This is a genomic window from Thalassospira sp. GB04J01 (assembly GCF_000751115.1).
Taxonomy (GTDB): Bacteria; Pseudomonadota; Alphaproteobacteria; order Rhodospirillales; family Thalassospiraceae; genus Thalassospira; species Thalassospira lucentensis.
The window spans coordinates 133,806-153,817 of sequence record NZ_CCDX020000017.1; the positions used below are offsets into that span (position 1 = coordinate 133,806).

At 54.0% G+C, this 20,012-nt stretch carries 16 protein-coding genes; 4 read left to right on the forward strand and 12 right to left on the reverse strand.

Translation table 11 applies throughout. The features are described 5' to 3' along the window. The first annotated feature begins 9 nt into the window (after positions 1 to 9). Positions 10 to 480, forward strand: a complete 471-nt coding sequence (locus AMM48_RS18550; RefSeq protein ID WP_102785276.1) for an NfeD family protein — start codon at positions 10 to 12, stop codon at positions 478 to 480. Between the two features lie 59 nt (positions 481 to 539). Here the strand turns inward: AMM48_RS18550 and AMM48_RS18555 are convergent, their stop codons facing one another. The 9 genes from AMM48_RS18555 to glpD all read right to left on the reverse strand — a co-directional run bounded on the left by AMM48_RS18555 (position 540) and on the right by glpD (position 11,681). Further along, positions 540 to 1,448, reverse strand: coding sequence for a sel1 repeat family protein (locus tag AMM48_RS18555; protein ID WP_102785277.1), 909 nt, complete (start codon positions 1,446 to 1,448; stop codon positions 540 to 542). Positions 1,449 to 1,549: 101 nt separating this feature from the next. After that, entirely contained in the window at positions 1,550 to 3,832 is a 2,283-nt protein-coding gene (locus AMM48_RS18560; RefSeq protein ID WP_102785278.1) for a HAMP domain-containing methyl-accepting chemotaxis protein, read from the reverse strand. A 220-nt stretch (positions 3,833 to 4,052) separates the two neighbouring features. Then, complete coding sequence (locus tag AMM48_RS18565) at positions 4,053 to 5,801, reverse strand: ABC transporter substrate-binding protein (protein WP_101302524.1); 1,749 nt, start codon at positions 5,799 to 5,801, stop codon at positions 4,053 to 4,055. A 134-nt stretch (positions 5,802 to 5,935) separates the two neighbouring features. After that, positions 5,936 to 6,208, reverse strand: a complete 273-nt coding sequence (locus tag AMM48_RS18570) for a DUF2160 domain-containing protein (RefSeq protein WP_102785279.1) — start codon at positions 6,206 to 6,208, stop codon at positions 5,936 to 5,938. A gap of 24 nt (positions 6,209 to 6,232) precedes the next feature. Then, complete coding sequence (locus AMM48_RS18575; protein ID WP_101302526.1) at positions 6,233 to 7,036, reverse strand: carbohydrate ABC transporter permease; 804 nt, start codon at positions 7,034 to 7,036, stop codon at positions 6,233 to 6,235. A gap of 1 nt (position 7,037) precedes the next feature. After that, positions 7,038 to 7,910, reverse strand: coding sequence for a sugar ABC transporter permease (locus AMM48_RS18580; protein ID WP_102785280.1), 873 nt, complete (start codon positions 7,908 to 7,910; stop codon positions 7,038 to 7,040). A gap of 13 nt (positions 7,911 to 7,923) precedes the next feature. Further along, positions 7,924 to 9,018 (reverse strand): ABC transporter ATP-binding protein, encoded by a 1,095-nt coding sequence (locus tag AMM48_RS18585; protein WP_102785281.1) that lies wholly within the window; start codon positions 9,016 to 9,018, stop codon positions 7,924 to 7,926. Between the two features lie 15 nt (positions 9,019 to 9,033). After that, a complete protein-coding gene (locus AMM48_RS18590; RefSeq protein WP_102785282.1) occupies positions 9,034 to 10,134 on the reverse strand; it encodes an ABC transporter ATP-binding protein in 1,101 nt (366 codons plus the stop codon). Continuing rightward, on the reverse strand, positions 10,131 to 11,681 hold the full coding sequence (gene glpD / locus AMM48_RS18595) for a glycerol-3-phosphate dehydrogenase (RefSeq protein WP_102785283.1): 1,551 nt from the start codon (positions 11,679 to 11,681) through the stop codon (positions 10,131 to 10,133). Before glpD ends, AMM48_RS18590 begins: the two co-directional genes overlap by 4 nt. Positions 11,682 to 12,222: 541 nt before the next feature. Between glpD and AMM48_RS18600 the strand changes: the two genes are divergently transcribed. After that, entirely contained in the window at positions 12,223 to 13,683 is a 1,461-nt protein-coding gene (locus AMM48_RS18600; RefSeq protein WP_102785284.1) for an NAD-dependent succinate-semialdehyde dehydrogenase, read from the forward strand. 112 nt (positions 13,684 to 13,795) lie between these two features. Here AMM48_RS18600 and AMM48_RS18605 read toward each other — a convergent pair whose 3' ends face one another. Then, positions 13,796 to 14,323: a hypothetical protein gene (locus tag AMM48_RS18605; protein WP_102785285.1), complete on the reverse strand. Its 528-nt coding sequence runs from the start codon at positions 14,321 to 14,323 to the stop codon at positions 13,796 to 13,798. Positions 14,324 to 14,623: 300 nt separating this feature from the next. Here AMM48_RS18605 and glpK point away from each other — a divergent pair, with 300 nt between their 5' ends. Continuing rightward, entirely contained in the window at positions 14,624 to 16,120 is a 1,497-nt protein-coding gene (glpK, locus tag AMM48_RS18610; protein WP_102785286.1) for a glycerol kinase GlpK, read from the forward strand. Between the two features lie 157 nt (positions 16,121 to 16,277). Then, positions 16,278 to 17,219 (forward strand): AEC family transporter, encoded by a 942-nt coding sequence (locus AMM48_RS18615; protein ID WP_101302538.1) that lies wholly within the window; start codon positions 16,278 to 16,280, stop codon positions 17,217 to 17,219. 5 nt (positions 17,220 to 17,224) lie between these two features. Here the strand turns inward: AMM48_RS18615 and AMM48_RS18620 are convergent, their stop codons facing one another. Continuing rightward, the gene (locus AMM48_RS18620; RefSeq protein ID WP_158246489.1) at positions 17,225 to 19,348 is read right to left on the reverse strand and encodes a bi-domain-containing oxidoreductase; all 2,124 of its coding nucleotides are present in this window, start codon (positions 19,346 to 19,348) and stop codon (positions 17,225 to 17,227) included. Positions 19,349 to 19,412: 64 nt separating this feature from the next. Continuing rightward, positions 19,413 to 19,811: a hypothetical protein gene (locus tag AMM48_RS22215; RefSeq protein ID WP_158246490.1), complete on the reverse strand. Its 399-nt coding sequence runs from the start codon at positions 19,809 to 19,811 to the stop codon at positions 19,413 to 19,415. Between the last annotated feature and the right edge of the window lie 201 nt (positions 19,812 to 20,012).

Below are 20,012 nucleotides of genomic sequence, written 5' to 3' on the forward strand. Positions count from 1 at the left end.
ATCGCTGTAATGGATTTGTTTGCTGATCTGAGTATCGAGTTTTGGCACTGGTGGATTTTGGCCTGCCTGATGCTTGTGCTTGAAATGGTGTTGCCGGGCATCATTTTCTTGTGGCTGTCCGTCGCGGCGGCGGCCGTGGGATTGGTCGTTTTGTTGGTTCCCGACATTTCGGTGGAAATACAACTGATCGCGTTTGGCGTGTTTAGTGTGCTGTCGTTCGTGATCGGACGGCGGTTTTTTCGACCCGGGATTTCCGGTGCGAACGAGCAAGATGTCAGCAGTGCCAGTTCTTCGCTGGTCGGCAAAACAACGGTCCTGACCGAAAAAACCACCAATGGCCGTGTGCGACAAAGTGTCTATGGTTCAAGCTGGGTCCTGAAATCAGACGAAGACCTTGCCAAAGGACAGAAAGTCCGTGTCTGCGGTATCGAAGGCAGTATGCTTCTTATTGAGGCGGTCAAAACCGACGCACCAAGCTAGTCGCGTTTTTGGTAAATGAAAGGCCCCGATCTTGGTTGATCGGGGCCTTTTTGATTTGGTTAGTTGACCGAACAGGCGCGCCACGGCGTCCAAGGCTTATAACCGTCAAAGAACCGGGCCAGAAACTGATCAACCCGTTCACGGTTGGCCGCGCGCTCCGTCGGTTCAAGGTCCTTGTCAAACTTGCCACAATTCTTTTCGACCGCATCGCCAATGGTTTTCCAGTCGACATCTTCGTTATGACCGGGAAGGCCGGTGGCAATCGCGCACCAGCCAACGGCTTCGGCCGGATCGCCAAGGGACTTGGCTTCTTCGGCAAGATAGGCTGCGGCGCGCATTTCACCGCGTTCGGCCGCTTGGCGCAGATATTGATAGCGCGCGGTATCGCTGGCGGCAAAGCGGTTGGCAAGAAGGGTGGCCGCACGCGGATCACCAGCCTCCCATGCGGTGGTCAGATATTCTTTTGCCGGGTCGGTTTTACCCTGATCAAGCGCATCAAGGGCAAGCCACAGCATGGCTTGTGTTTGTCCCTGATCGGCGGCCTGTTGATACAGGGTGCGGATCAGATCGGCAGGGGCGCCAGTCGCCTCAAGTTTTCGGGCCATGACAATGCTGGCATCCGGGTTCTTATTACCCGCCGACGCCTTCATCATGGTCCATCCGGCGTCTTCATTGGCCTTAACGCCGACACCATTGATCATTTGACACGACAAAAGGTACTGCGCGGTGGCATTGCCCTGATCGGCAAGGGGGGTGAAAACCTGTGCTGATTTTTCAAATTCACCATGGCGATAGGCCGAAATGCCGTCATCAAGTACAGAAGACGCATCGGCCTGACTGGCGAATGTGGCCAATGCCAGCGATGCGGCCAGCATAAGGGCCGTGGGCCGCAAAGCCGACGTTTCCGATTTGTGCGGGACAGTCTTGCACACGGCAGACTTTGAACAATGGGCGATCAAGGTTTTCATGGAATTCTGTCTAACATTTTTGCTGTACTACAGGCGAAAAAAGCGCCGGGGCGGATACGGTAATTGGGGGCCAGTCACTGTATTAGCCCCGGCAAGTTCGCTCATGGCAGGGAGGATCTGGTTGGGCGCATGTCGTGGTTTTGGTCAGAAGCGTGGTCTGCTGGTTGATCCGAACGAATGGTGGTAAGGAAATCACGAACACGATTGCCCAGATCATCAGATTGCGTACGCAGGCGATCTGTCGCATCGCGCAGGCCATCCACGGCATGCAGGTTATCATCTGCCGCCGTGCTGACCTGTGCGATGGTGCTGTTCATTTCACCCGCCGCGGTGGCGGATTGTTCGACATTGCTGGCGATTTCGGCGACGAATTCCTGTTGCTCGCTGACCGCATCGGACATTTCGCCGACGGTTTCATGAATACCGGTGATGCTGTCGCGAATACCGGCAATCGCCTTGACCGCGATGCCGGTGGTTGACTGAATTTCATTGATCCGTTCGGCAATACGATCTGTTGCAGACCCGGTCTGATTGGCAAGGTTTTTGACTTCTTGCGCAACCACGGCAAAGCCTTTTCCGGCTTCGCCCGCGCGGGCGGCTTCGATGGTGGCATTAAGTGCCAGAAGGTTGGTCTGCGCGGCGATGTCCTGAATAAGGTTAAGGATCTCGCCGATTTCCTGCGCACCGGTTTCAAGTTCATGCATCGTGGCATTGGTGCGCTGCGCGGCATCGACAGCACTGGTCGCAGCAGTAACAGATTTCTGTGCCCGATGGCCGGTATCCTGTACCCGTTCAGACAGTGAATGCGTGGCATCAGATACCGACGCCATATTGATCGAGATTTCCTCAGACGCGCCAGCAACACCGGTCGCATTCGAGGATGCGGCTTGTGCACGGTCCCGCACCTGATTTGAGGTTGCCTGAATGTTTTCCGCTTCGCGGGCGACACCTTGGGCGACCTGCATGATGGAGGCCTCAAACGCATCTGCGAGATCAAGCATGGCGCGCCTGCGTTCGGTTTCGGCGTGTTCGCGTTCGCGGGCAACTTTTTCTTCAGCCTGCTGGGCGGCAAGGCTAGTTTCGCGAAACTGACCAAGGATTTCGGCCATGCGCCCGATTTCATCGCGTCCCTGATCTTTGACCTCGGTCGAAAGATCGCCGTTGGCCACACGGCGCATGCCATCAATCACCCGCAAAAGACGTTTGATCAGGTTGCCCCGGACATAGAAAATCAGGATCAAAAGTGAAATCACCAGAACAGCGACACCGATAAACGCAATCACTTTTTGATCGCGCACTACCTGCGACAGCGCATCGGTGGCATTGGCATCGACCTCGACCCGTTTGCCATCGACCATCAAGGTGATGGAATGCGACAGGGCTTCGGCACTGGCAAGTGTTGCTTCAAGGGTTTGTTCGGTCTGATACTGATTGTCCCATTCGGTTTCACGCAGATCAAACACACTCTTGCCGCCCGTGCCATACGCCAAAAGGGCCTTGGCAAGGTCGCGGATTTGGTTGCCATCATCAGTGTCGGGCAATTCTTCAAGCGCATCGGAAATGCGCAATTCCGCCCAGCTCCATTGGTTGCGGACTTCATCCATCGCCTCCCCCTCGGGTACGGCAATAGCAGCGGTCAACATGCCAAAGGCAAGGTTCACATTGGCGCGTATTTCAGCAATCAGCTGTGAAAAGGCGATGGTTTCTTCAAGTGTTGCGGCGGCATCAAGATTGCCATTCGAAACCCGGGAAATCCCGCGTGACACATCTATATCAACCACCTCAACCAGCGGATTGAGGAATTCCGACAGGTCGGCATAGGCAAAAACCATATCAAGCGTCAGATCACCGCGCTTTTTTTCAATCTCAAGGCGCTGGGTGGTCAGATCATGCAGGGTTTCACGGCGGGCAACAATGTCATCAAGCTGTGTGGTCAGGGTCGGGATCGCATCAACCAGTTCGGGCTCTGAGGGTGTGTCATCTTCCGATGCTGGATCCTCAGCGTTTTCGTCACGTGGAGCGGAAACGTCTATCATCACCGGTTCGGGATTGGCCGCAGCAATTTCGGTCAGACGCAGCCGGGCATCAGCAATCAATGTATCAAGGCGCGCCTGTGTTGCGGCCAACTCGTCGGCATTGCGGGACGCGGCAAGAACGGGGGCTTGCGCCGCAAGGCCAACCCCATCCATTGCCAGTTCCATCTGGCGAATGATTGACGGCAGACTGTCGGTGGTGATGTCGGCGACAAGGTCGCGACTGTTACCAAACGACACCCATGATACGACCGATGAAACCCCGGCCAGTACCAAAATTAGAGCAAAAGAAGCCATTAGCCGACCTTGAATGCCAAGGCCAGCGCGACGTTTTTGAATGGCGCTATTCACTGTTTCCTCCCTGTCTTGCCGCAGTTCTTATTGTTGAGGCAGACATTCCCGTTTGGGACATTTCGCATCCGTTTTCGGACGTCTCGGGTTTTTATTTGTAGGTCTTATGACTTAATGAAAAAGGTGTCTTTGAAAGCGTTGGTGGTACAAATGGTGGTTTTGGGAAGGGACGGTCGGGGATGAAAAATCACCCCCGACACCCCCAGTAGTGAAGCCCGAATTACTGGGCAGCACTCCATTCCGCGATCAGATCGTCATATTTAACGGTCTCACCCTGCGGTTTTTCGTTGTCGAGCAACGGTTTTGGTGCACCCGGCTGGTCGAACCAGTATTGTGCATCGCGCTCTTCGTTAAGCTTCGGTGCACATTCGCCACCGATGCCTGCACGTTCGAGACGTTCCATCACACGGTCCATCGCAGTTGCAAGGTTATCCATTGCTTCCTGCGGGGTCCGTTCCCCGGTGACAGCTTCGGCAACGTTCTGCCACCAGAGCTGAGCCAGTTTCGGATAATCAGGAACGTTGGTGCCCGTCGGTGACCACTGAACACGGGCCGGCGAACGATAGAATTCAACCAGACCACCCCAGTTCGGTGCGATGTCGGTCATGGCCTGAGTATCCAGGTCAGACTGACGGATCGGTGTCAGGCCCGTAAGGGTCTTTTTCAACGATACCGATTTCGACGTCGTGAACTGTGCATAGAGCCATGCAGCTTTACGGCGCTCAAGCGGGGTGGACTTCATCAACGTCCAGGAACCCACATCCTGATAACCAAGCTTCATGCCTTCTTCCCAGTACGGGCCATGCGGTGACGGTGCCATACGCCATTTCGGCGTGCCATCGTCATTCACAACCGGCGTACCTTTTTTGGCCATGTCGGCGGTAAAGGCGGTGTACCAGAAAATCTGCTGCGCGATCTGGCCCTGGGCCGGAACCGGACCAGCTTCACCAAAGGTCATGCCTGCGGCTTCTGGCGGCGCATAGGCTTTGAGCCAATCAATGTATTTGGTCAAAGCATAAACCGCTGCCGGGCCGTTTGCGGCACCACCACGGGTAACACTTGAGCCAGCAGGCGCACAACCTTCAACACGGATACCCCATTCGTCGACCGGAAGGCCGTTCGGGATGCCCTTGTCGCCAGCACCAGCCATCGACAGCCACGCATCGGTAAAGCGCCAACCCAGTGACGGGTCTTTTTTACCATAATCCATGTGGCCATAGACTTTCTGACCGTCGATTTCCTTCACGTCATTGGTGAAGAATTCGGCGATGTCTTCGTAAGCCGACCAGTTGACCGGAACACCAAGATCATAGCCATATTTGTCTTTGAACTGCTTTTGCAGGTCATCGCGCTGGAACCAGTCATACCGGAACCAGTAAAGGTTCGCGAACTGCTGGTCAGGAAGCTGATAAAGCTTGCCATCCGGGCCCGTGGTAAAGGACAGACCAATAAAGTCGTCCAGATCGAGCGTCGGAGAGGTCACATCAGCGCCTTCGCCGGCCATAAAGTCAGTCAGCGGCACAACCGCGTCATAACGCGAATGGGTGCCGATGAGGTCCGAGTCATTGATATAGGCGTCATAGATGTTGCGGTTTGACTGCATCTGAGTTTGCAGTTTTTCGATGACATCGCCTTCGCCAATCAGGTCATGGGTAATGTTGATCCCGGTGATTTCCGAGAACGCCTTTGCCAGAACCTTGGACTCATATTCGTGCGTGGTGATGGTTTCCGATACCACGTTGATGTCCATGCCGCGGAACGGTTCTGCGGCTTTGATGAACCATTCAAGTTCGGCCATCTGGGCATCTTTACTCAGGCTCGACGGCTGAAATTCGCTGTCGATCCAATTCTTCGCTGCGTCGGTATATTGGTCTGCAGATGCTGGGTTTGCCAGCACTGCAAGGCCAAGGGCGACGGCAACTGCACTGCCTTTGATTACGGCAGAGGATCCCTTAAACTTAACGATCATGTCGTTTCTCCCTGATCGTCTTCCTTTTTCTCGTCCGGTTGAACCGGTCATCAACAGCGGGGGAAGACGGGTACCCACCGTAATGAATGGATTGGGACCGGCACGGGTGTAGGACACCGTGCCGGTCTGGTTTCTTATCCCCAGCGCATCACAATGAAGAGCCAGAAAAGTGCTATGATTGACGCAATCCACAGGGCGGCATCGGTAAATGCCAGCCAGCCCAAATGGATATAGGCCGCGCCAAGAAGGCTGATAAACAGGCGGTCACCGCGCGTGGTGGTCAGCGGCAAGAAGCCGCGACGTGGTACGGTTGGTGAAACTGTCTGCCAAATTCCCATCCCGATCAGCATCAGGATAATGCAGCTGAAAAACACTGCCGTAATCGGGGTCCAGGCCATCCAAGACATATTATTATTCCTCCTGTTTTCCGATTACACGCGGCCCATCGCGAAACCTTTGGCGATGTAGTTGCGAACAAACCAGATCACCAAGGCCCCGGGCACGATGGTTAAAACGCCGGCTGCGGCCAAAACGCCCCAATCAAGCCCTGATGCCGAAACAGTACGGGTCATGGTGGCGACAATCGGTTTTGCATCGACCGATGTCAGGGTGCGGGCCAACAGCAATTCCACCCAGCTGAACATGAAGCAGAAGAATGCCGTCACCCCGATGCCCGAACGGATCAGCGGAATAAAGATCGTTCCAAAGAAGCGCGGGAACGAATAGCCATCAATATAGGCGGTTTCGTCGATTTCCTTAGGGATACCTGACATGAAACCTTCCAAAATCCACACCGCAAGCGGCACGTTAAACAAGCAGTGCGCAAGGGCGACCGCAATATGGGTGTCAAACAGACCGACACTTGAATACAGCTGGAAAAACGGAAGCAAGAACACAGCAGGCGGTGCCATCCGGTTGGTCAAAAGCCAGAAGAACAGATGCTTGTCGCCGACAAAGTTAAACCGCGAGAAAGCATAGGCTGCTGGCAGGGCGACCGCCAAGGATATGACCACGTTAATCGCAACATAGATCATCGAGTTGATATAGCCCGAATACCACGCCGGATCGGTCAGGATCGTTGCATAGTTCGCCAGTGTCGGATTGTCCGGGAACAAGGTCATTGCACCGAGAATTTCCGAATTGGTCTTGATCGACATGTTGAACAGCCAATAGATCGGCAACAACAGGAACAGTATGTAAAGAATGAGTGCGATATGACGTTTCTGGAACCGCATTTTATTGTTCCTCCCGCTTTCCGGCGTTCATCACGACGGTATAGAAAACCCAGCAAACCAGCAGAATGATCAGGAAATAGATCAACGAGAATGCCGCCGCCGGACCCAGGTCAAACTGACCCACAGCAATCGTCACCAAGAACTGGCTGAGGAATGTGGTGGCCGTACCCGGCCCGCCGCCCGTCAGAACGAACGGTTCGGTATAGATCATGAAGCTGTCCATAAAGCGCAGCAGCACACCGATCACCAGAACTGACTGCATTTTCGGCAGTTGGATGAACCGGAAAACCGCCCAGTTCGACGCGCCATCAATCTTGGCGGCCTGATAATAGGCGTCCGGGATCGACCGCAATCCGGCATAGCACAGCAAAACAATCAGGCTAGTCCAGTGCCAGACATCCATCACCAGAACCGTGACCCATGCATCCATCGGATTTTGGGAATAGTTATAGTCAATGCCCAGCATGTTGATGACATAGCCGCCAAGACCAATGTCGGCACGACCGAAAATCTGCCAGATGGTGCCAACCACGTTCCATGGAATAAGAAGCGGCAAGGCCAGAAGAACCATCGATGCCGAAACACCCCAGCCCTTGCGCGGCAACGTCAATGCAACCGCGATCCCCAACGGAACTTCGATAAGCAGCACGCTCATGGTGTAGACGATCTGACGCACCAGCGCGTCATGCAGGCGGCGATCACCCAGAACCTGTTCAAACCATTCGGTGCCGACAAAGAACCGCGTTTGCGGATCAAAAATATCCTGAACCGAATAGTTCACAACGGTCATCAGCGGAATAATCGCGCTGATGGCGACGATAAAGAAGACCGGCAGAACGAGGAACCAGGCCTTATTGTTGGTAATTTTGTTCATTTCCCCATTCCCCTCACGCGACCAACTGACTGTCGGCGTAAAGCTTGGTCCATTCAGGCGCGAAACGCAGCACGCCAGACTGACCGGTGATTTGGGCGTCTTCGCCAAGCTTGACCTTGATGTCGGATGCCCCGAACCGGGTGGTTGCGATCTTGTACTGGCCGAGGTCTTCGACCTTGACGATGTTTACTTCAACGCCGTTGTCACTGCTGACACCATCGCCGGTTTCAAGTTTTAGGAACTCTGGCCGGATGCCCAGTTCGATCTTGCCGGTTTGTTTGGAAACGGCATCAAGATGACGGTCGGTAAGGGCAATGCGTTGCCCATCAATCCAGGCCGCACCATCGTCGATCTTGCAATCCATGATGTTCATGCCCGGGCTTCCGATGAAATATCCGACAAAGGTATGGGCCGGATTTTCAAACAGTTCCTGGGGCGTGCCCAGCTGAACAACCTTGCCGCCATACATGACAACAACCTTGTCGGCAAAGGTCAGGGCTTCGATCTGATCATGGGTGACATAAACCATCGTCGGACGCAGCTTATTGTGAATTTCCTTGAGCTTGCGGCGCAGAACCCATTTCAGATGCGGATCGATCACGGTCAGGGGTTCATCAAACAGGATGGCCGACACATCATCACGCACCAGACCACGGCCCAGCGAAATGGTTTGCTTTTCATCCGCGCCCAGACCGCGTGCTTTTTGCTTGAGCTTGCCGGTCAGATCGAGCATCCCGGCAATTTCACGCACCCGTTCGTCAACCCGTTTGGGGTCAACACCGCGATTGCGCAGCGGAAAGGCAAGGTTTTCGTAAACGGTCATGGTGTCGTAAATGACCGGGAACTGGAAAACCTGTGCAATGTTGCGTTCTTCCGGGGCCAGTTTGGTGACATCCTTGCCATCAAACAGTACCTGTCCTTCGGATGGGGTCAAAAGGCCGGAAATGATATTGAGCAACGTGGTTTTGCCACAACCCGATGGGCCGAGAAGGGCATAGGCCCCGCCATCTTCCCAAACATGTTCCATGCGACGCAGCGCATAATCCGCGTCCGATTTCGGATCGGGGAAGTATGAATGCGCAAGGCTTTTTAGATCGATACGTGCCATTTTAATTCTCCAACCTCAGGCGGCCTTGCCGTTTTGAATTTCACTGGGCGGGGCTGCCACAAGGCGATCATTGGCGTCATAGGCAAACAGACGGTTCGGATCGAGATAGAATGTGGTGGCTTCGCCAAGCCGCGGGTTGTGAACGCCTTCTTCTTGAATCACCCACGAAACATCGTTGAAGTGAACATGAACAAAGGTTTCCGAACCGGTGATTTCGGCCAGTTCAACCTGACCCTGCATGGCAACGCACTGTGCGTTTTCCCGCTCGACTGACAAATGGTTGGCACGCACACCAACGGTGTAATTGCCATTGCCAAGATCGGCCAAGTGACCCGATAGCGAAACCTGATGGCCGCTGGCAAGATACAGCGCACCGTCGCGGACCTCTGCCTTAAGAAGATTGATCGGGGGATCGGAAAAGATCAGGCCGGTCTCGACATAAGCCGGGTTATGATAAACCTCTGTGGTCGGCCCGAACTGGGTGACGCGGCCTTCGTGCATGACGGCGCATTTTCCGCCCAGAAGAAGCGCTTCCATCGGTTCGGTCGTGGCGTAGACAACAATGGTGTCGCGCTTGGCCAAAAGATTGGGAATTTCTTCACGCAGTTCTTCGCGCAATTTGTAATCAAGGTTCACGAGCGGCTCATCAAGCAGCAGTAGCGTGCAATCCTTGACCATGGCGCGCGCCATCGCGGTGCGTTGCTGCTGTCCACCGGACAATTCCTGTGGCAGGCGATCAAGCAGATGTTCGATGTGCATCAACTCGGCCGTTTCGCGCACACGCTTTTCAATTTCAGCCTTATCGACACCTTGTAATTTCAAAGGGGATGCAATGTTGTCATACACATTCATCGACGGATAATTGATGAACTGCTGATATACCATGGCGACATTGCGTTTCTGCACTGCCATGCCGGTCACATCGGCATTATTGACGAGTATGCGGCCACTGGTTGGGGGTTCAAGCCCGGCCATCATCCGCATCAGGGACGTTTTACCGGCCAGAGTCCGCCCCAGAAGGACGTTGAATGACCCCGGTTCCAGCGTCATCGACACGTCGTCGATGTGAGTCTCCCCGCCCACGGTCTTGGTGATGTTTTCAAGCGTAAGGGTCATATTCCACTGTTTCCTTCGCCCGCTTTCACGGTGTTTTTTGATTTCAGTTCGGTGTCAAACCATTGGGTGATGGCATCACGGGTTTGGTCTGAAAGATGCAGGCCCAATTTTGAGCGACGCCACAAGACATCCTCGACCGTTCGGGCCCATTCGCAATCAACCAGATAACGCAATTCGCATTCATATACGTCATCGCCGAAATGCTTACCAAGCCCTTCCAGATCAGATGCACCCCCAATGATCAGCTTGGTAAGTGTGCCGTAATTTTGCACGTAACGGTAGATGTGTGGTTTGGGAATCCACGAAAACTTCTTGTGCATCGCGGTAAAGTAATCATCGAAATCGGCATTCGGCATATCGCCGCCCGGCAAGGGTTTGTCGGCTGTCCAGCGGATGTCATCGTGCCCCAAAAGCGGGCAAATCTTGCTCATCGCGGATTCTGCCAGCCTGCGATAGGTGGTGATCTTGCCGCCATAGATGTTTAGAAGCGGTGCAGCATTATCGTCACGATCACCCTTGTCGATTTCAAGAACATAATCGCGTGTGACCTGGGATGCATCTTCGCTGCCATCGCCATACAGCGGACGAACACCCGAATAGGCCCAGACAACATCGTCAGGTGTGATTTTCTTTTCGAAATAGGTGTTTGTCAGCTGACACAGATAGTCGGTTTCTTCGGCGCTGATGGCGACCTTTGCCGGATCACCTTTGTAATCGCGGTCTGTCGTGCCGATCAGGGTGAAGTCCTGTTCATAGGGGATGGCAAAGACAATCCGCCCGTCCGGGTTCTGGAAGATATAGCAATAGTCATGGTCAAACAGCTTGGGCACAACAATGTGACTGCCCTGAACCATGCGAATGCCCTGTTTCTTTTTGGCTTCAACCCGGTTTTCAAGAAGCTCGGCACACCATGGGCCCGCCGCATTGACGACAGATCGTGCACGGATGGTCCGTTCGCCATCCTCATTGCGGATGACCACTTTCCAAAGATCACCGTCACGTTTGGCCGAAACACATTCCGTACGGGTTTCGATTTCCGCACCCAGATCGCGGGCCGACATCGCGTTTAGCACAACAAGACGTGCATCCTGTACCCAGCAATCGGAATAAACAAATGCCTTATTCATACCGTGGACCAGCGGTTTACCCGCCGGGTGATTTTTAAGTTTGATGCCTTCGGAGCCCGGAAGCTTTTCGCGTCCGCCAAGATGGTCGTACAAAAACAGACCAAGGCGGATCATCCATGCCGGGCGTAGGCCTTTGACGTGGGGCAGAACAAAGCGCAGCGGCCAAATAATGTGCGGGGCTGCACGCAGCAGAACTTCACGTTCGATCAACGCCTCGCGGACCAGACGGAACTCGTAATGCTCAAGATAGCGCAGGCCACCATGGATCAGCTTTGTGCTGGCCGATGAGGTCGCACTGGCAAGGTCGTTCTTCTCACACAAAAAGACCTTAAGCCCACGACCCGCAGCGTCCCGTGCGATGCCTGTGCCATTGATACCACCGCCAATGATGGCGACGTCGTATGTTTCTGAACTGAGCAACCGCTTCCTCCCTGGTGCTCTGACTTGTGACAGATGTTTTCAACTGTCGTTCTTTGTTGTCATAGACGTTACGGAGCCCCCAAAATAATTGCAAGCGAAAATTATGATGATCTGAAATTTTCGATAATGAACTGAATTTTGCGGCCTGTAACAAATTGTAATTGAAAGATATTTTGAATTCAGATGCATATCTATGGTTTGGGAAAGGGGGAGGAGGCCGCTTCTGAGTGCCCTGTTTCGCGATCAGAATCGGTTGAAAATGAAAAAACAGCGCCGGTGTTAAATACCCGGCAGGGATATGCGGTGGCGATATATGTGCATGACGGGAACAGGTCGCCTTGACCGTGTTTGCCGCACATTCTGCCAAAACCAACTCTTTCAGGCGTATGGGGTGCAATCTTGTTGCAAAGCGTGGGTTTGTACCTGTTTGCGATTGCCAAGCCATAAATATCTCGCGAAGATGTGGCATCTTGACCGGAGCAGACTAGATGATGGCTATCGCATTTTGTCACTCCCAATGAAGAATACCGGAGGCACTAAAATGGTTTCGCTTAAAGACCCGTCACTCTTCACCCAGCAGGCCTATGTCGGCGGGGAATGGGTCAACGCCCCAGATGGGAAAACAGAACAGGTCACCAACCCGGCAAACGGGGATGTGATTGGAACGGTTCCGGTTCTTGGCCGTGACGCCGTCGCGCACGCGATTGACGTTGCTGAAAAGGCCCAGAAGCTTTGGAAAAAGCGGACAGCCAAGGAACGCGGTGCCATTCTGATGAAATGGTACGACCTGATGATGGAAAATCAGGACGATCTGGCGACCCTAATGACGGTCGAACAGGGCAAGCCGTTTGCCGAAGCCAAGGGTGAGATCGCCTATGGTTCATCGTTCCTGCAGTGGTTCGCCGAAGAAGGAAAACGCGTTTACGGCGATGTGATCCCCACCTTTGCCGAAGGACGCCGGGTTCTGGTGCTTAAAGAACCGGTGGGTGTTTGTGCCGCCATCACGCCATGGAACTTCCCGACTGCGATGATCACGCGCAAAGCCGCCCCGGCATTGGCTGTTGGCTGTGCGATGGTGGTTAAACCGGCCATGGAAACCCCGTATTCTGCCCTTGCCATGGCGGTTCTAGCCGAACGGGCCGGATTGCCCAAAGGGTTGCTGTCGATTGTGACGGGTGATGCGGTCGAAATCGGTGCTGAAATGACCGAGAACGCCAAAGTCCGCAAGCTGACCTTTACCGGCTCGACCGCGGTGGGTCGTTTGTTGATGCGTCAATGTGCCGATACGGTTAAGAAAATCAGTCTTGAGCTTGGCGGGAACGCGCCGTTCATCGTTTGCGAAGATGCCGATATTGATGCCGCCGTTGATGGCGCAATTGCATCGAAGTACCGCAATGCCGGTCAGACTTGTGTCTGTGCCAACCGTCTGTTTGTGCATGACGCGGTTTATGACGAGTTCGCGGAAAAATACGCTGCCAAGGTCGCGAAAATGCAGGTTGGCGATGGCTTTGAAGACGGGACTGTCATTGGTCCGCTGATCAACGAAAAGGCCATCCAGAAGGTTGAAAGCCAGATTGCCGATGCGGTGTCCAAAGGCGGGCGTATCCTGACCGGTGGCAAGCGTCATGAAAAAGGCGGATCGTTCTTCCAGCCGACCGTGATTGCCGATGCCAACCGGGAGATGACGGTCTTCCGCGAGGAAACCTTTGGTCCGATGGCCCCCTTGATCCGCTTCCACACGGACGATGAAGTGCTTGAGATGGCCAATGATTCCGAGTTCGGCCTCGCATCCTACTTCTATTCACGCGATATCTCTCGGATCTGGAAGCTGGCCGAGGGCCTTGAAAGTGGTCTGGTCGGGGTGAATGTCGGCGTCATGGCGACCGAAGTTGCCCCGTTTGGCGGTTTCAAGCAGTCTGGCGTTGGCCGCGAAGGATCGAAATACGGGATCGAGGACTACCTCGAAGTCAAATACGTCTGCATGGGCGGCGTTGACGAATAACGTGTGATCTTTGGCAGAACGCCAGATCAATCTGGCTTACACGAAAAGGGGCGCTGCTGGTTGCAGCGCCCCTTTTTCATCGACAGGTGAGTTCGGATGATAGGTCCACTTCTTAGATAAGCTGATCGTCTTTGGTGTTTTTGGCGTTCTTGTTGTCATCGCCAAGGATCGATTGCGATGATCCGGCAGGCAGTTGCGACTGCAGTTCGGTAAAGACATCAAACATGCGCGGGTTGAAGGCGATCTGTACTTGCATCTTGTCGCGCCGTTCGCTTTCGCTTTCCGGTGTGTTCATTTCCGCATTGGCAACCGTATTGCCATTAAGCTTCTGCTCAATCGCATCAGAGATGGCTTTTTCGATGGCCTGACGTTGGGTGCCGTCCATTTCGGCCAGCGCTTCTTCATCCAGCCCCATGCTTTGCAGCATCTTGGCGCGCATTTCTTCGATCTTGCGTTCTTCGATTTCTTTGACGTAGGTGGTGAAACCGTGCTCGCGGATATAGGCCAGCTCGGCATTTTCTTCCTTGTTCTTCTCAGGAAGCGGCTGGCTGTTTGATGCAATCGTCCGCGCCTGCTCGACAGCGTTTTTGGCGCTATAGGCGGTGTTGGTGACGTTCATCAACGTATCATACAATCCCATAAGAGCCCTCCATGGGAAAAAGATGCCGGTTTAAATTCATACTCCGGATAAATCATGCAATCCTTGTGCCGGGGTATTTCGGCAATTTCTGCTGGGCGGTCCGCTAAAGAAATTGCTGTGAAAACAGGTGCTTGGTTGGGAAGGGTGAAAAAATTTTCGAAAACGAATTGTTTTTTGTGCGAAAATTTTCCTAAATGGCGTCATAAAACCATCGGTCACGTTTGTAACACGGGCCGAACCGCATGACTTCATGCAAGGAGAATACGGCAGGAAAACTGCCAGCTCGGGAGGAAAACAAAGATGACCGACACGCGTTATATTCTGGCCATTGATCAGGGAACGACCAGCTCACGGGCGATTGTCTTTGATGAAAGCGGCCATTCCGTTTCTGTCGCACAGCAGGAATTCCCGCAACATTTCCCCAATAATGGCTGGGTCGAACATGACCCGGAAGATTTGTGGGACACGGTGGTTGCCGTCTGTAAAGAAGCGCTTGCGCGGGTCGATATTCAACAGGTTGCCGCTATTGGGATCACCAATCAGCGCGAAACCACCGTGGTTTGGGATCGTAAAACCGGCAAGCCGGTTTATAACGCGATTGTCTGGCAGGACCGGCGTACCGCGTCCCTGTGCCATGATTTGAAAAAATCCGATCCAAAACTTGAAGACGAGGTCAATGCGCGCTCGGGCCTTTTGATTGATCCGTATTTTTCCGCCACCAAGGTTGCGTGGATTCTTGATCATGTATCAGGTGCGCGTGCCCGTGCCGAACAGGGCGATCTGGCCTTTGGCACGGTGGATAGTTTCCTGCTGTGGCGGTTGACCGGCGGGAAATCCCATGCGACCGACGCCACCAATGCCGCACGGACCAATCTTTTTAATATTCGCGAAAACGACTGGGATGATCATTTGTGTGACATCTTCCGCGTACCGCGCAATATGCTGCCTGATGTGCGTGATTGTGCTGCCGATTTTGGTATGGTGGATGCCGATCTGTTTGGCAGTGAAATCCCGGTGCTTGGCATGGCGGGTGATCAGCAGGCCGCCGCATTCGGACAATGCTGCTTTGAACCGGGGGATATCAAAAGCACCTATGGCACCGGCTGTTTCGTGATCCTCAATACCGGGGATGAGGCGGTGACATCGCAGCATCGGCTTTTGACCACGGTGGGATACCGTTTGAACGGGAAAACAAGTTACGCCATTGAAGGTGCCATTTTCGTTGCCGGGGCAGCGGTGCAGTGGTTGCGCGATGGATTGGGGATCATCAAATCGGCAGCTGAGACCGAAGGCTTGGCCAAATCGCTTGATGGCAATCACGGGGTATATTTGGTGCCAGCCTTTACCGGGCTTGGCGCCCCCTATTGGGACCCGGATGCACGTGGGGCTATTTTCGGGCTGACGCGTGATACTGGCCCGCGTGAGTTTGTCCGCGCCGCCCTTGAAAGTGTCTGTTACCAGACGTTTGATCTTTTTGAGGCCATGGCGGCCGACGGTGTTTCGCCAAAGGCGGTGCGGGTTGATGGTGGCATGGTCAGCAATGACTGGATGTGTCAGATGCTTTCAGATGTTTTGGGCATTGATGTTGAACGCCCCAAAGTCACCGAAACAACAGCCCTTGGGGCGGCGTATCTGGCCGGGTTACAGGCCGGTATTTACCGCGATCTTGATCATATTGCGCAAAATTGGCACATGGATGCCCGTTATTCACCGGCGATTGAGCCCCGCCGCCGTGTGGACCTTCTTGCTGGCTGGAAGGATGCTGTCCGGCGCGTGCAAACAGATCAGGATCATTAACACGCATGGCAGCCTTGCCGCACTTTTGTGTCGTTGGGCTGGTAAGTCTCCGAAATGCTTTGTACTATTTCAGGACGGTGTCATTGGCACCGTCCTTTCTTTTTGCGGGTAGGGGCCCGTTCATCATAAGCAGTGCAGTGATAATGCCGGGGGACCTATGCTTGATCTGATCGTCGGAAAAGTCGGACCTGTGTTTCTGACGATCCTTGGGGGCTTTCTTTTGACCCACGTAAAGATCATCTCGCGCGAAGGCATACCGTTCCTTGCCAAAATTGCGATGAATGTCTTCATCCCGGCCATGCTGTTTCAGACCCTGTCGCAATCAGACATCAGTGCGCATTTCGATTTGCGCCTGTGGGGAAGCTACTATTCCGGTGTGCTTTTGAACTTTGCGCTGGTGTTCATGGCCGCACGTGTCTGGCTTAAGGCCAAAACAGACGAAGCGGCCGTGACGGCGATGGGCGGGGTGTTTTCCAACATTGTTCTTCTTGGCATCCCTCTGGTGCAGGCGGTGTACGGCGAAGAAGGATTGGTGCCGCTTTTGATCGTTTTGTCGATCCATCCGCTGACCCTTCTTGGCCTGACGATCCTGATTGTCGAGGGTACACGCGGTGGCGATGGGCATTGGCTGCCCAAGGTCGTGCGCAGTGTCGTGCGTGTCATGCGAAACCCGATTATTATTGCGATTGTGATGGGGGTTCTTGCCTCCCTGATTGATCTTCCGATCCCCGAAATGATCAACGGCACGCTGGAACGGTTCCGAACAGCCGGACCGACAATTGCGCTGTTGCTGGTTGGGGCCGGACTTTATGGTCAGTCGGTACGCGGGAATTTAAGTGCAAGTTTGCTGTGCACCGTTGCGAAAATGTTTGTGCAGCCGGTTCTGGTGTTTTCGGTAGCACATTTTGTTTTCGATCTGCCGCCTTTGTGGCTGACCATCGTGACACTGGTGGCGGCCCTTCCGGCCGGGGCCAATGTTGCGGTTGTGGCGGGGAATTATAACGTCTGTGTCGACCGGTCTTCGACAACGATCCTGATCACAACCATCATCAGCATGCTGACCTTGCCGCTGTTGGTCCTGTATGCCGGGCCACAGTAAGGCCCTTAGGTGTTCGCAGCGTTCAGGATGCGCTCCATCAGGTTGATCTCATCATTCAGTGATGGTGTGTCCGGGCCGGGTACGCCCTTTTCAATGGCTGCGACAAAGGCTTCAATCGCGTCTTTCTGCCCCTTGTCACGTGCCCGCCAGTTTCGCATCACGACCTTTCCATTGACCTGAAGTCTACGCCAATCATGTAGTGTTGCACCAAACTCCGGGGCCGCGATTTCAAGGGTTTCCTTGGGCTCATTGCGGGTTGTGTGCAAATAGCTGACCTCGCCAACCGACCCGTCCGAGAACAGTACGCGCCAGATGCTATCGCCCCTTTTCCGGTCCCGCCAGTCGCAGGCGATGTCACTGATTTTCGCACGGGACAGATAGGTCATAAGATCAATAAAATGGCTGATCTCGCCAATGGTGCGCCCGCCTTGATCGGGGCGGTTCAGCCAATGATCGGTAAATAATGGTTTGAACCGGACCCGATAGTGAAACTGCTTTGCGTCGGGCGGCAGCAATTTACGCAATTTCTGGCTCATCGCTGCGTAACGCCGGTTGTGGCCAATCATGAAAACCGATTTTTGGTTGGTCGCATGTGGGCGCAGGCGTTCCAGATCATCATGGGTGATTGCAATCGGCTTTTCCAGCCAGACATGTTTGCTCGCCGCCAATGCCTTATCGGCCAACGTCGCATGACTGTCATGGCGGGTGGCGATGATCACGCTGTTAATTTCGAAATTATCCAGGATGTCCGTGACGTCGGAATAGGCTTTTGCCGCGCGAAATTTGCGTGCAGCAGCCAACGCCGAAAGCCCGCTTTGGGATGCGCAGGCCAGAACATCAATCCGGGTATGTTTACGCAAGAGTGGTAGTATGCTACCCCCCAGATAATTCCCCGTCCCGATCAACCCGAGTGTGACGGGCTTATCTCGGCGGGGCTGACTGCGGGGCATGGAGATCGGCTGAGGGGCTACAAGGAAATCCTGCGTATCAGCATGCGCATTGGGGCTTTTACTGTCACCGTCTTGCGCCATCTCACTATGAGCAAAATGCACGACAGTCGCCAGATCATCAGCGTCAGCGCCTCGCGTGAAGTGATCGGCAATTGCATCGAACATAATGTCGCGGGTGATCAGGGGCAGGGGATCAAGCCTGCCATCGGCCATCAGGTCAAGGGCGGCTTTCATGTACCGGTTCACAGTCCAGCGCACATGTCCTTCGGGGTAGTCCTGACCGGCTTCTTCATAGGCCGGATCATAGCGGCCCGGTCCATAGGATCGCACCTGACGCAGATCGATTTCCTTAATATACAGAATATCGCGTGTGCCATGCGGGGCAACATCCCCGACACAGACAATGGTTCCGCGATCCCGGCACAGCCGTGCGGCGTCATCAATCAGTGTATGGTTGCCCTGTGCCGGGGCACAGATATACACCGTGTCAAATTGCTTGCCCGGTGCGTCTTGGGCCGCGTGATATGTGCCGGTCGCACCAATTGTTTTTGCCGTTTTATGGCGTATGAGATTTGGCTCAATGACAGAGGTGCGTGCACCTGCGGCCAATGCGGTTTGAACCACCAATTGACCAATCAGCCCGGCACCCAAAATTGCAACTCGATCGCCAATCCCGGTTCCCCCTTGTCGAAGGGCATGCAGGGCAAGGGCATACAGGGTCGTAAAAGCGGCCTTTTGGTCGCTGACTTCATCGGGAATGGGGCAGGCGAAGTTTTTTGGCACCACATTCCACTCGGCATGGTTGGCATAATTCATGCCGCCAATGGCAACCCGCTGCCCGCATGCAAGGTCGGCGATACCATCTGCGACGGCATGCACAACACCCGCGCCGCAGTATCCCATTGATAACGGGCGACCAAGGCGGTTTTGAACGCGATCAAAAGTTTGGCGCGCGCCATCTGATCGCAATGACTTAAGTGTCAGGGCCACAAGATCGGGGCGCTGCCATGCCTTTTGGATTAGCGATGCGGTGGTTTGTTGCGCCTGGTTAAACTCGGTACCGGGGCTTATGACGGTCGCGGATGTCCGCACCAGAACGGAATGGGGCTTCAATGAGGGTATCGGGCAGTCGGCAAGCATGATCTTCCGTTCACCGGGAAACCGTAACAGGGCTTTCATCACCGTCATGCTGTGCCTTTATGTCAAAAGGTTGAAAGATATGGTGACGATTAAACCATATGCGTCATGGTGGCGTCGATCCGTGATTGACGCCGACCCGGCAGCGGTTTAGCAAGACGGCAGACTTCATTTTGGAACCATTCACGATGCAACAATCTGTCCCGGCACGGCATTGGCGCGATACGATACTTAGCCTCGCCGCAATCTTGTTTGGCATTTCTGCGCCGCTGTTTTTCTTTGGCCGCGCTGCGCTGGGGATCGGGCTCGGCTTATCCTTGCTTCTCGCTATCGTATCTTCCGGCCATGGTGCTGCATGGCGTAAAATGCGGAATGATTTCATGGGGCCGTTAGGGTTGCTGATTGTAGCCACCTTGATTGTCTTCTTGATTTCAGCAGTCGGGTCGGTTGTCCCGTCAAAGTCCATCGAAACGTGGGTTGCAAGATTCTCGATGCTATCAGGCATTTGGTATCTGATGCGATTGATACAGCCTAAAGCACGCATTGCTTGGGATTCATGCATTCTTGCGACGTGGGCTTTGATTATCTTTTGCGTGTTTTCTATAGTGGTTCACCCGGAGTTACTTTCTCTAAAGGCTTTGCGCGAGCCTGATTTTAACTTTGATATTACGCGCCGTCTTAAGCCTGTCGGTAGTTTTCTTATCTT

Coding starts and splice junctions, on each gene's coding strand:
- AMM48_RS18550 (WP_102785276.1), top strand. CDS start 10: ATGGATTTGTTTGCTGATCTGAGTATCGAGTTTTGGCACTGGTGGATT.
- AMM48_RS18555 (WP_102785277.1), bottom strand. CDS start 1,448: ATGAAAACCTTGATCGCCCATTGTTCAAAGTCTGCCGTGTGCAAGACT.
- AMM48_RS18565 (WP_101302524.1), bottom strand. CDS start 5,801: ATGATCGTTAAGTTTAAGGGATCCTCTGCCGTAATCAAAGGCAGTGCA.
- AMM48_RS18570 (WP_102785279.1), bottom strand. CDS start 6,208: ATGTCTTGGATGGCCTGGACCCCGATTACGGCAGTGTTTTTCAGCTGC.
- AMM48_RS18575 (WP_101302526.1), bottom strand. CDS start 7,036: ATGCGGTTCCAGAAACGTCATATCGCACTCATTCTTTACATACTGTTC.
- AMM48_RS18580 (WP_102785280.1), bottom strand. CDS start 7,910: ATGAACAAAATTACCAACAATAAGGCCTGGTTCCTCGTTCTGCCGGTC.
- AMM48_RS18585 (WP_102785281.1), bottom strand. CDS start 9,018: ATGGCACGTATCGATCTAAAAAGCCTTGCGCATTCATACTTCCCCGAT.
- AMM48_RS18590 (WP_102785282.1), bottom strand. CDS start 10,134: ATGACCCTTACGCTTGAAAACATCACCAAGACCGTGGGCGGGGAGACT.
- AMM48_RS18600 (WP_102785284.1), top strand. CDS start 12,223: ATGGTTTCGCTTAAAGACCCGTCACTCTTCACCCAGCAGGCCTATGTC.
- AMM48_RS18605 (WP_102785285.1), bottom strand. CDS start 14,323: ATGGGATTGTATGATACGTTGATGAACGTCACCAACACCGCCTATAGC.
- glpK (WP_102785286.1), top strand. CDS start 14,624: ATGACCGACACGCGTTATATTCTGGCCATTGATCAGGGAACGACCAGC.
- AMM48_RS18615 (WP_101302538.1), top strand. CDS start 16,278: ATGCTTGATCTGATCGTCGGAAAAGTCGGACCTGTGTTTCTGACGATC.
- AMM48_RS18620 (WP_158246489.1), bottom strand. CDS start 19,348: ATGAAAGCCCTGTTACGGTTTCCCGGTGAACGGAAGATCATGCTTGCC.
- AMM48_RS22215 (WP_158246490.1), bottom strand. CDS start 19,811: ATGCCTGATAGCATCGAGAATCTTGCAACCCACGTTTCGATGGACTTT.